Annotated in this window: 9 protein-coding genes; 2 read left to right on the top strand and 7 right to left on the bottom strand. The window is 73.1% G+C overall.

What is annotated here, in order from left to right:
• Window positions 1-86: 86 nt before the first annotated feature.
• Entirely contained in the window at window positions 87-839 is a 753-nt protein-coding gene (locus IEZ10_RS06075; protein WP_308426248.1) for an SDR family oxidoreductase, read from the bottom strand.
• A gap of 85 nt (window positions 840-924) precedes the next feature.
• Here IEZ10_RS06075 and IEZ10_RS06070 point away from each other — a divergent pair, with 85 nt between their 5' ends.
• Together IEZ10_RS06070 and IEZ10_RS06065 are read left to right on the top strand one after the other, a co-directional pair.
• Window positions 925-1,398, top strand: coding sequence for an RrF2 family transcriptional regulator (locus IEZ10_RS06070; protein WP_189245454.1), 474 nt, complete (start codon window positions 925-927; stop codon window positions 1,396-1,398).
• A gap of 127 nt (window positions 1,399-1,525) precedes the next feature.
• Window positions 1,526-2,647: a hypothetical protein gene (locus IEZ10_RS06065; RefSeq protein ID WP_189245453.1), complete on the top strand. Its 1,122-nt coding sequence runs from the start codon at window positions 1,526-1,528 to the stop codon at window positions 2,645-2,647.
• On the opposite strand, the gene IEZ10_RS06060 is transcribed toward IEZ10_RS06065, so the two are convergent.
• From IEZ10_RS06060 to IEZ10_RS06035, 6 genes are all read right to left on the bottom strand, one after another.
• Window positions 2,644-3,810: a CopD family protein gene (locus tag IEZ10_RS06060; protein ID WP_229810988.1), complete on the bottom strand. Its 1,167-nt coding sequence runs from the start codon at window positions 3,808-3,810 to the stop codon at window positions 2,644-2,646. The two genes, IEZ10_RS06065 and IEZ10_RS06060, sit on opposite strands and share 4 nt — an antisense overlap.
• Window positions 3,807-4,430 (bottom strand): copper resistance CopC family protein, encoded by a 624-nt coding sequence (locus IEZ10_RS06055; RefSeq protein ID WP_189245452.1) that lies wholly within the window; start codon window positions 4,428-4,430, stop codon window positions 3,807-3,809. The genes IEZ10_RS06060 and IEZ10_RS06055 overlap by 4 nt, the downstream gene beginning before the upstream one ends.
• Before the next feature lie 463 nt (window positions 4,431-4,893).
• Window positions 4,894-7,461, bottom strand: a complete 2,568-nt coding sequence (locus IEZ10_RS06050) for a chitinase C-terminal domain-containing protein (protein WP_189245451.1) — start codon at window positions 7,459-7,461, stop codon at window positions 4,894-4,896.
• A 219-nt stretch (window positions 7,462-7,680) separates the two neighbouring features.
• Window positions 7,681-9,240, bottom strand: a complete 1,560-nt coding sequence (locus IEZ10_RS06045; protein ID WP_189245450.1) for a 2-oxo acid dehydrogenase subunit E2 — start codon at window positions 9,238-9,240, stop codon at window positions 7,681-7,683.
• Window positions 9,237-10,223 (bottom strand): alpha-ketoacid dehydrogenase subunit beta, encoded by a 987-nt coding sequence (locus IEZ10_RS06040; protein ID WP_189245449.1) that lies wholly within the window; start codon window positions 10,221-10,223, stop codon window positions 9,237-9,239. The genes IEZ10_RS06045 and IEZ10_RS06040 overlap by 4 nt, the downstream gene beginning before the upstream one ends.
• Complete coding sequence (locus IEZ10_RS06035; protein WP_229810987.1) at window positions 10,220-11,161, bottom strand: thiamine pyrophosphate-dependent dehydrogenase E1 component subunit alpha; 942 nt, start codon at window positions 11,159-11,161, stop codon at window positions 10,220-10,222. Before IEZ10_RS06035 ends, IEZ10_RS06040 begins: the two co-directional genes overlap by 4 nt.
• Window positions 11,162-11,260 lie beyond the last annotated feature (99 nt).

Here is an 11,260-nt window from a genome sequence, read left to right as displayed (position 1 = left end):
CGGGAAGCCCCGTGGGAGGCCGAAGCGGTACCACCCGCCGTGATCGCGGTGAAAGGCGACGCGGCGGGGCGGCCGTCACCCGGCGGCTATCGCTGCTTCGCGAGCCACTCGTCGAAGGTAGTCGGCGCGATGCGGGCGCCCGCGCGGGGCAGCAGTACCTCACCGGCCATCTCCGGGCCGAACAGCGACGACCACGTCGGCACGAGTTCGACCACGCGGCCGCGCGCGTCGTTGGTGCGCCGGGCCATGTCCACCAGGTCCTGCGGCTCGGGGCCGGTGATCTCGGGGTGGCGCCCCCGAGGCGCGCCCACGGCGATCTCGGCGAGGATGTCCGCCACGTCCTCGGGCGCGATGGGCTGGATGAGCAGCGGCGCGACGGTGGCGACGCCGTCCTGCTCGGTCCAGCTCGTCACCATCGCGGCGAAGTCGTGGAACTGGGTGGCCGGAACGATCGTCCACGGCACCGGGCCCTCGGCCACGAGGCGTTCCTGCTCGCGCTTGCCGGCGTAGTGCGCGTTGCCCTCGACGCGGTCGATGCCGGCGATCGAGAGCAGCACGTGGTGGCGGACGCCGGCCCGCTCCCCGGCGGCGAGCAGGTTCCGGGTGGTGGCGCCGAAGTACGCCACCGCCTCGTCCCGGTCGGTCGCCGTGCAGTTCGTGGCGTCCACGACGGCCTCGACGCCGGCCAGTGCGGCGTCGAGGCCGTCACCGGTGGTCAGGTCCACACCGAGTGAGCGGCTGACGCGTATGACGTGGTGCCCGGCCCGTTCCAGGGCGGTGGCGGTGAGGGCCCCGATGTTCCCGGTCGCTCCGGCGACGGCGACTCGCACGGTCGGCATGGTGATCTCTCCTCTGTCTCTCCGTTGCCGCCGGATATTATCTCGGACTAAATAGATCCGCAATGTCTCCGATAGGATCGGGGTCATGAAGCTGCCCGTGAGCACGGAATGGCTGTTGCACTGCGCCGCGTCGCTGGCGCAGCTCAAGCCGGGGGACACCGCGTCGGCGGCACAGCTCGCCCAGTACTTCGACCTGCCCGCGGCCTATCTCGCCAAGCAACTGCAGGCGCTGGTCAAGGCCGGCGTACTGTCCGCGACGACCGGCCCGCGCGGTGGGTTCCGGCTGGCCCGGCCCACTTCCGAGATCACGCTTCTGCAGCTCGTCGAGGCGGTCGACGGCGCTTCCTCGCCGTACGAGTGCCGCGAGATCCGTCAGCAGGGACGGGGGGCACTGCCCGCTGAAGAATGCCGGACCCCCTGCATCCTCGCCGAGAAGATGGCCGAAGCCCACCGGGCCTGGCGGCGCAGCCTCGCCGCGACCTCGCTCGCCGACATCGTCGCCGCGCTGCCGCCGTCGGCTCCGTCCCGCACCCGTCTGCGCCTGACCGGGCCGCCGTAGCGCGCCCGCCGAACCCGCTTCCGCCCTGTCCGGCCGCCGGTTCCCTGTGAAGATCGGACGTTGAACGACAAGCTAAGGGATGTCCCCGATTGCGGAGCCAGGGCGGGCACGGGCATCATTTCGACGCGTGAAGTCAGTCCAGAGCCTCAAACGAAGAGCCACTCCGATCGTGGAGTGGGCGCTGCCCCTGTGGACCCGGGGGCCGGCGGGTCGCGAGACCCCGGAAGACCTGTTCAGGGTCCTGTACACCGGGTGGCTGGTGGCGTTCGCCTTCAAGGTCCTCGGCGCTTCCTGGGACGTCTCCTGGCACTTCAAGTGGCTCCGCGACGACCTGGCGCCGCCGCACCTGCTGAACAGCGTCGGCACGGCCGTCGCCCTCGCGCTGACGGTCGTCCACCTCTACACCGGTTACGGTGTGGACCGCCTGGCCCAGCGCCTCATCGGCTGGGGCACCGGCGTCTTCCTGCTCGCGGTGCCCCTCGACCTGATCAACCACCGCGTCAACGGGCTCGACATCACGTCGTGGAGCCCGTCGCACATGCTGCTCTACATCGGCACGCTCTTCATGATCTGCGGTGTGATCCGCGGCTGGTACATGGGAGCTCCCGCCGGACGGACCCGGACGGCCGTCCTCGGCGCGCTGTTCGTCTTCCTCTTCGAGAACGTCTGGTTCCCGGCGCAGCACCAGGAGTACGGCGTGTTCGGCCTGGCCGCCTGGGACCGCGGCAAGCCGGAGGCCGAGCCCATCCTGCTGCAGTTCGCCGCCGACCAGATGGGCCGGCCGGTGGACCGGGTGATGATGGCCAACTTCACGCTGCCCGTGCCCGACGCGGTGTACCCGCTCTACGCGGCGGCCGCCGCCATGATCGTGCTCATCGTCGCCCGCGCGATGATCGGCCGGATGTTCGCCGCGACCTCGGTGGCCGCCGCCTACGTCGCCTACCGCACCCTGATCTGGCCGCTGCTCGCGGTCGCCGGCTTCCCCCACTCGGCGGTGCCGGTCTTCCTGATCGCCGGGGCGGTCGCCGTCGACCTGGCGTTCCTCATCCCCATCCCCGTGGTCCGGGCGGTGGTCGGCGCGCTCGGCGTCACCGTCGTGCTCGACCAGGCGCTGCGGGTGCAGAACGCGCTGTTCACCTCCCCGCCCCTGGTGCCGCCGACGACCATGCTGGCCGGCGGCGTCCTGCTCGCCGCCCTGTGGCTGGGCGTCGAGTGGTTCGCGCGGCGCCGCCGGCCGCAGGTCGCCTAGGACATGGAGGCCGTGGTCAGCGCCACCGCGGCGCCGTAGGCCAGGCCCATCACGGTGATCTCGGCCGCCGCCCAGGCGACGACCGCCGTACGCTGCCGCGCGGCGACCCGCGGCAGCAGACGGAACCTGATGTGGGCGGCGAACGGGATCAGCAGCGCCACGCACACCGTCTTGGCCACCACCAGCAGGCCGTAGTCGCTGGTGAGAATCGCGTCCGGCAGTTGGACGCCGCGGGTCAGCGCCATCGAGGCCAGGCCGTTCACCAGGCCGGAGACGGTCACCAGGATCAGCGCCAGGGTGGCCAGCCTGGAGAACTTCGGCAGGGTCCGGGCCAGCAGCTCGCGGTCGGCGGCGACCAGCGCGATGACGGCGACCAGCCCGCCGGTCCACGCGGCCGACCCCATCACGTGCAGCTCCATCGAGATCATGATGGGGTCGTGCCAGACCGAGTCGACGGCGTGGCCGGTGACCGGGATCGGCAGCAGCCCGAAGAAGGCGATCACGATCCGCAGCTCGGCGGGGACCTTCTCGCCGAACCGCACGGCCAGCAGCCCTATCCCGGCGTAGGCGAGCGCGCAGGCGGCGCTGAACAGCATCCCCTGGCCCGCGCCGACGTCGTTGACGTACTCGGCGATCATCTGCGGGGTGGGGACGGTCCCCGGGTTGAGCTGGGCGGTCTGGAAGACGATGACGGCCAGCGCCAGCACCGCCCACGCCCAGGCGAACGTCACCGCGGCCGGCCGGGCGCGGCGCAGCACCGGCTCGGTCCGCTCCTCGTCGTCGAAGCCGAGCAGCCGGGGCAGCACGCTCAGCCCGACCACCGCCACGGCCGCCAGGTCCAGCAGCACCCGCAGCACCGGCAGGCCGTACTCCACGAGCGGTCCGGGCAGCGGGATGCCGGGTACGGCCTCCTCGGCGGTCAGTGTCGTCGCGGCGAGCACGGCGAGCACGGCTCCCGACACGAACCCGCCGGTGACCAGCCGCAGGGCCGTGCGCGCCCGCGGGGCGCGCCCCCCGGTCTCCGGGATCTCCGCAGCCTCCACGGTCTCCACGGCCTGGCCGGTCTCCCCGGCGTTCTCCGGCTTCCGGGCCGTGCCGGCCTCTTCGGACCTCCCGGCGCCGGAGGTCGCCGCGGGTCCCGCGGTCTCCGAGGACGCGGTCATCGCTGCGCCTCCCGCCCGCCGGCACGGCGCATCGCCACCACGGTGGCCCCGCCCAGCAGGACGAGCGCCGCGCCGATCCACAGCACCGCCATCCCGGCGCCGCCGTTCTGCGCGGCCTCGGCGGCCTGGGCGCTCAGTTCGGGTGAGCCGAGCGTGGCGGAGCCCTGGGACGCGGGGGAGGCCCCGGAGTCCGCGGCCCCGGGGGAAGCGGGGGACGCGGAGGAGACCGCCTGCGGTGAGGCGGCGGCGCCCGGCCCGGCGGCGGTCAGGGTGAAGGTGATCTTCCCGGATATCGGGTGGCCGTCGGAGGACAGGATGCGATAGCCCACGGCGTACTCACCGGCCGGGCCCAGCGGCTTGAGGGCCACGCCGACCTTCGGGCCGTTCACGGTCGTCGCGCCGTCCTCCCAGCGGGTGCCGTCGGGCCCGGTCACGCTGATCTGGGCGAAGCCCTGCCGTGCCGACTGGTCGAACGTCAGTGTGATCCGCTCGGGCCCGGCGGAGAGCCGGGCGCCGTCCTTCGGATCGCTGCCGATCAGGATGTTGTGGGCCTGCGCGGGGGCGACCACGCCGAGCAGCGCGGAGCATGCGAGCAGCAGGACCGTGAGTAGCCGCCTCACCGGTCGTGACCTTCCGTTGGGTTCTGCATGACCCCGCCATGGTCCCATCACCGGCCCTCGCCCGGGGAACCGAGCGGCCCGTGGCCGTTCGTCCCCGGCCGGACCTCCGACACGATGGCGGCCACACTCCAGGCCGACGCCGCCGTGTTGCGCGCCATGGAGGCACGGGCGCGCCGGTTCGCCGCCGACGTATCCCACGGACCGCGCACGCCGCCGGCGGTCATGGGCGCGGTGACCGGGGCCCTCGACGCCGGCGGCGACCGCCTCAGGCTGATCGGCACCCGCCTGTCCGACCTGCGCCGAACGGAGGAGACCACCCGCCGAACGACCGCTGCCGTGCCGGTGACGCTCACGTCACCGGCACGGCAGCGGTCTTCCGATCCTCACACGAGGTCGCCGGCCGCTACCTCGCCTCGGCGTCCGTCATGCTCTGACCCCGCCACTCCGGACCGCCGGACGGGCCTCAGGGGAGCCGCAGCCAGAGGGCGGGGACGTTCGGCGGTTCCCAGCCCGCCACGGCGGTGTGCGCCTGACGGCACTCGTAGCCGACGCCCGCGTGGGTGACCCGGACGCCGGCCGTGTAGGCCGTGCCGGCCTTCCACGCCGGGTAGGCGCCGGTCGGGGTCGCCGTCGGAGTCGCCGTGGGGGTCGCCGTGGGGGTCACGGTCGGGGTCACGGTCGGGGTCATCGTCGGGGTGGCGGTCGGGGTCGCCGTCGGGGTGGCGGTGGGGGTGGCGCCGGAGCAGGAACCCAGGTCCTTCCAGGTGTCGCCGGTGCCCGGCTCGTTGTTCTGGGTCCACCACCTGGCCTCCCACTGCCTGCCCCGGTGGGACACCCTGGCTCCGCCGGTGTAGACCTGGGTGGCCGACCACGCGGGAGCGGTGCAGTCGCCGGTGCCGCCGGTCGGGCCGGTCGGGGTCGGCGTCGGGTTGACGACCACGCCGCCGCGGGCGTGGTCGGCGGTCAGGCCGTAGGTCCTGCCGCCGAAGCTCACCGTGAAGTTCGCCGGGGTCGGGGCGGGCAGGTAGTAGACGTAGTCGATGGTGACCGACGCGCCGGGGGCGAGCGGTTCGGAGGCCCGCAGCTTGAACGAGACGCGGTTGAAGTCGCCCTTCAGGCCGCCGACGTTGTTGTTCGCGGTGTGCTCGCTGCTGATCACGGTGAGGCCGTAGCCGGACTGGTCCCTGGCGGTTCCGGGGGCGGAGCTGGCGTAGTCCCACTGGAACTCGGCGCCGCCGGGGATGGTCGTCGTCGACCTGTTGGTGATCTTCAGCTTGCCGGTGATCGGGTAGTTGCTGTCGCCGACCGGGAACCCGCCGATCTCCACCTGCACGTCGAGCTTCTCGGCGGGCACGTTCACCTTGGCGCGGGTGGCGCCGTACGGCGCGGCGGTCCTGAGCGTGTCGTACAGCTTCGTGGTGAGCGTGTCGCCCATGAACCACTCGCTCTTCGCCGAGTCCCACGCGTAGTCGCCGGCCAGCTCCCAGATCATCACGCCGCCGATGCCCTTGTCCCTGACGTAGGCGGCCTTGGCGGCGATGGACTGCTCGTCCTCGGTGGACAGGAAGACCTTCTTGTCGGCGTTCCACAGCCACGGCGCGACCATGGTGGAGTCGTACTGGCGGGTGTAGGTCCCGGTCAGCCGGTCCTCGGGGTCGGCCGGGTCGAGGCCGTAGGCGGGGCCGTACGACCCGGCGCGGCCCTCGGCGAGGTTCCTGGCGTGCCAGAGCGGGTTGCCGCCCCCGCCGACCTCGGCGCCGTTCTCCTCGTCGTGCCAGAGGTTGTCGATGCCGCGGGCGCCGTCGCCGCAGGTGGTCAGGCCGGTCGGACATCCGCTGGTGCTCTTGGAGACGCCCCACAGGCCGTTGGTGCCGCCGGTGACGTTGCGCCAGCCGCGGGTGTAGTACGGCACGCCGATGTTGATCCGGCCGGCCTGCACGGCTCCGCGGAAGTAGTGGTAGGCCCAGTCGGTGTTGAGGTAGCCGATCCCGCCGTACTGGGCGGCGGTGTAGACGCCCCACTTGGCCAGCTCGGCGTCCTTGCCGTCGTCGTAGAGGGCGGCGTTGGGGCCGACGAACTCGTTCCACGCGCCGTGCAGGTCGTAGGACATGATGTTGACGTAGTCCAGGTACTGGGTGACCTGGAAGGTGTCCATGCCGCGCAACAGGTAGCCGGACGACGGGGCGGCGACGGTCAGCATGTAGTACCTGCCGTCGGCGACCGCGGCGGCGTTGAGCCTGTCGCGCAGGGTCTTCATCAGCTGCGCGTAGTTCCGCATCAGCGTCGGCCGGCGGGCGTTGGCGATCTGCCAGTCCAGCGGGTGGCCCGCGTCCTTCATCGACGTGGGGTACTCGTAGTCGATGTCCACGCCGTTGAAGCCGTACTTCCTGACGAACGCCACCGCCGAGTCGGCGAAGGCGTCGATGCCGGCGGTGTTGGCGGATCCGTCGGCGTTGGTGGTCATGGTGTAGAAGCCGCCGGAGGCCCGTCGGGTGCCGCCGTCGTCGATGTAGCCGCCGCTCTCCGCCCAGCCGCCGACGCTGATCAGCGTCTTGGCCTCCGGGTGGGCCTTCTTGTACTTGTTCAGCAGGTTGAAGTGCCCCTTGTACGGCAGGCCGGGATCGGGCGTGTCGATGCCGGGCCACTCCATGCCGGTGGCCGCGTTGTCCGGTCCGTCGGCGCCGACCGAGATCTTGTTGTCCGGGCCGACGTGCGCGAAGGCGTAGTTGATGTGGGTGACCTTGCCCCAGGGGATGTTCTTGGCGAGGTAGGCGGGCTGGCCGTTCTTGCCGGTCCGCCAGCCGGTGAAGTAGCCGATGACCCGGCGGGGATGGTCGGCGCCCATCTTCTCCCGGCCCGCCTCGTCGTAGACCTGGCAGAAGGGGACGGCGAGGCCGGGGGTGGTGTAGAGGCCGTCCGGGCGGCAGGCCTCGTCGTCGGCGGCGGCGCCGGCCGTGCCGGCCAGCGCGCAGGCGATCAGTGCGAGTGACGCGCCGGCCGCGGCGAGGCCGGTACGCAGGCGTGAGGACATCGGGAGAGTCACCTCCGGGGTGAGGACGTACGCTGCGATCCCGCCCCCCACGGGTCATTGACCGGAAGTTATGCTTTCCGACCTGCGCCGTCAATGCTCTCTTTTAAGAAACTTTACTTATAGTTCTCCCGTTGTGCTCTTCCGGTCACGCGGTGGCGCGGGCCGTCGCGGAGGTGGGACCGGGGTTCGGGGCGGCGGAACGTGAGGCCGGTGTGCCGGTCACGCGGCCGGGCCGTCGTCCTCCATGGTCTCTGTGGTCCCGGGGGTCTCTGTGGTCTCTGTGGTATTCGGGGGTTCCGGGGTTTCCAGGGCGGCCCGGAGGGCGCCGAGGAACTCGGCCGAACCGCGGCCGTTGACGAACCGGTGGTCGTAGGCCAGCCCCAGGGTGATCACCTTCCGTACGGCGAAGCCCCCGCCGCGCTCCGCCACCACCTCCGGGCGCGGCGCGGTGAGCGACAGCGCGCAGATCTGGCCGGGGAACACGATGGGCGTGGCCGCCACGACGGCGGCGTCGGTGTGCAGGGTGACCGTGATGTTGCCGCCGGAGAGGTCCCGCTCGCGGAACGCGCCGTTCAGCGCGGTCTCGCGGAACCGGGTGAGGTCGCGGGCGATCTCACCGAGCGGACGCCGCCCCGCGTCCCGCACCACCGGGACGAACATCCCCCCGCCGACGTCCACGGTCACGCCGACATGGGCGGAGGAGGCCGGGCGGGCGCGGCGACCGTCGACGGGTGCGGCGAAGAAGAGGGGGAAACGGTCGAGCAGCCGGCCGGTCGCCCCGACGAGCAGCTCGGGCAGCCCGACGAGGGCGCGCACCCGCCGGGTCTCCCGGCGGGCGTGGACCAGCGCCTCCGTCACGTCGACCCGCACCGCGGTGAACGCCGCGGGGATCTCCCGGTGCGACCGCTCGACGACCTCGGCGATCCGCCGCTGGTTCCGCGAGAGCCCGATCAGCCCGGCCTCGTCGTGCCCGGCCCCGGTCTGCCCGGCGGCGTCCGGCCCGGCCCCGTCGTGCCCGGCTCCGGTCTGCCCGGCCTCGTCCTGCCCGGCTCCGGTCTGCCCGGTTCCCTCCGGTCCGGGAGCGGACGCGGCGGAGGCGGGCACGATGCCCGGCGCGACGAGGGGCTCCAGGTCGGCCCGCCGGACCAGCTTCCTGCCCAGGGCCAGCACCCGCCCGGCGGAGATGCCGTGCTCCGCCATGAACCGCCGGGCGGGCTCGGTGATGACGATCCCCTCCGGGGCCCGCGAGCCGTCGACGCCGTCCGCGCGGCTGCCGTCCGTCACCGAGCCACCGGGGCCGCCGGGGCCGCCGGGACCGTCCGCGCGGCTGCCGTCCGTCACCGAGCCACCGGGGCCGCCGGGGCCGCCGGGACCGTCCGCGCGGCTGCCGTCCGCCATCGAGCCGCCGGGACCGCCGGAGCCGCCGGAGCCGTCCGAGTGGACGCCGTCGGCCCCCGCCGCCTCCGGGTGTCCGGCCCCGGCGGGATCCGCCGGGGGGAGTGCCCGGCCGGAGGACCCCGCTCCGGCCGGGCCTCCCGGCTCCTCTCCCTCGCCGAGCAGCCGGGCGATCACCTGGCCGGGCGCGCACTCGGCGCCCTCGGCCAGGAGGCGCAGCAGCGTGCCGTCCGCCTCGGCGGTCAGCTCCTCGGCCGCCTTGGACGTCTCCAGCACCACCAGCGGGTCGCCGCCCCGCACGGCCTGGCCGTCCTCGGCGGTCCACTCCACCAGCAGGTAGGCGGCGTCGTTGTTGTTCAGCTTCGGTACCCGGACCTCGATCAAGACAGGGCCTCCACGATCGCGTCCCGGATGCGGGCGGACTGGACGAGGACTTCGCGTTCCAGGTGGGGCGCGGCCGGGATGACGCTGTCGGCCGCGCTGAGCAGGGTGATCGGCCGGCGCAGGGAGGACCAGAGCCTCGGGTGCAGCACCCGGGCGACCTCGGCCCCCCAGGTGCCGCCCTCGCTGCCGTCCTCCACGACGCACACGTGCCGGGCGCGCTCCAGGCCGGGCAGCTCCGGCAGCGGGTGGAGCCGGGCGGGCACCAGCAGCTCGCAGGCGATGTCGTCCTCCAGCAGCAGGACGCGCATGGCGTCGAGCGCCCGGTGGACCATGCCGCCGTGGACGACGATCGCGCAGTCGGGTTCGGCCACGCCGTCCAGGCGGACCCGGGCGACGTCCCCGGCCACCTCGTAGCGGAACAGGTCGTCCACCACGCCGCCCTCGTACATCCGCCGGGTGTAGAGGACCTTGTCCTCGAAGAACAGGCAGGGCCGCCCGAGCGCGAACATCCGCGCGAACAGCTCGCCCGCGTCGTGGAACGGGGTCATCTCGAACAGCGACAGCCCGGGGACGCCGATGAAGTGCTTCTGCGGGCTCTGGCTGTGGGTGGGGCCGTAGCCGCGGTTGCCGCCCGACGGGCAGCGGACGACCAGCGGGATCGGCACCGGCCGGCCGTACATGGCGGTGGACTTGGCGGCGAAGTTCACGATCTGGTCGAAGGCGAGCGCGACGAAGTCGGCGAACATGATCTCGACGATCGCCTTGCGCCCGGCCAGGGCGAGCCCGGCCCCGACCCCGGCGATCGCGCCCTCGCTCAGCGGGGTGGACCGCACCCGGTCGCCGAACCGGGTGGACAGCCCCCGGGTGACCTTGAAGGCGCCGCCGTAGGGGTCGGAGACGTCCTCGCCGAGCAGGTGCACGTCGGGGTCGGTCTCCATCAGGTCGTGCAGGGCGTGGTTGAGGTGCTCGGAGACGCGGGTCACGGCCGCTCCCACGCCGACGGCGGACGGGCGGTGACCTCGGCCGCGATCCGCTCGACCAGTTCGCGCCGCTCGCGGTCGATCCGCGCGAAGGGCTCGGGGAACAGCCGGGCGTAGCGGTCGTACCAGTCGTGGGCGGCGGCCAGGGCGATCTCCTCGGGGGAGCGGGTGTCGTCGCCCTTGCTGTGCGGGCCGGCCCGGTGGGTGGCGAACTCCACCACCAGCGGCCGCGAGTCCTGGCGGACCATGGCGACCAGCGGCGCCAGCTCGGTGCGGATCTCGCCGACCTCCAGGGACGTCACACGGTGGTGCAGCACGTCGAAGGCGGCGGCGCGGGCGGCGACGCGGCCGGACATCTGCGCGGCCGTCGGGGTGGACTGGGCGATCCCGTTGTGCTCGACCACCACCAGCAGCGGGACCCGCCAGAGCTGGGCCATGTTGAGCGCCTCGTAGACCGCGCCCTCACCCCAGGTGCCGTCGCCGATGTAGGCGCAGGCCAGCGCGCCGGTGCCCTTGAGGGCGAGCGCCACGCCGGTCGCCACCGGCAGGCTCTCGCCCTGGACCCCGGTGGAGAGGAAGTGCCGGTGGTAGACGTGCTGGCTGCCGCCGACGCCCGCGCAGAGCGCGCCCTCGCGGCCCATGATCTCCGCGAGCAGCCCGTACGGCTCGGCGTGCCTGGCCAGGAAGTGGCCGTGCCCCCGGTGGTTGCTGAGCACGAAGTCGTCGTCGCCGAGCAGCCGCGACAGCGCGACCGGGATGTACTCCTGGCCCAGGCAGGTGTGGGTGGTGCCGCTCAGCTCACCCGCCTCGAAGAGCCTGAGGAGGGTGAGCTCGAAGTGCCGGATCAGCAGGAGGAGTTCCAGGTCCTCCGGCTCCGGCGGCGGTGTTCTCCGTGCGCCCGAGGGCGTGGTGCCCGTGGGTGCGGGGACGGTGACGGTCACGTGGGCGCTCCTGGCGTCGGCGGCCGGACGACACGCTCGGCCGCGAAAATGGCACATCGGCATGGGAGCGCTCCCAGCGGAGCGTAGGAGCCGGTCCGG

Source organism: Streptosporangium pseudovulgare (assembly GCF_014648055.1).
In the GTDB taxonomy this organism is placed as follows: domain Bacteria; phylum Actinomycetota; class Actinomycetes; order Streptosporangiales; family Streptosporangiaceae; genus Streptosporangium; species Streptosporangium pseudovulgare.
This window is presented reverse-complemented; position numbering and strand designations above follow the sequence as displayed.

Bases quoted from the DNA above. Each gene is read 5' to 3' on its own strand.
- IEZ10_RS06050 (WP_189245451.1), bottom strand. From the start codon at position 7,461: ATGTCCTCACGCCTGCGTACCGGCCTCGCCGCGGCCGGCGCGTCACTC.
- IEZ10_RS06070 (WP_189245454.1), top strand. From the start codon at position 925: ATGAAGCTGCCCGTGAGCACGGAATGGCTGTTGCACTGCGCCGCGTCG.
- IEZ10_RS06075 (WP_308426248.1), bottom strand. From the start codon at position 839: ATGCCGACCGTGCGAGTCGCCGTCGCCGGAGCGACCGGGAACATCGGG.
- IEZ10_RS06060 (WP_229810988.1), bottom strand. From the start codon at position 3,810: ATGACCGCGTCCTCGGAGACCGCGGGACCCGCGGCGACCTCCGGCGCC.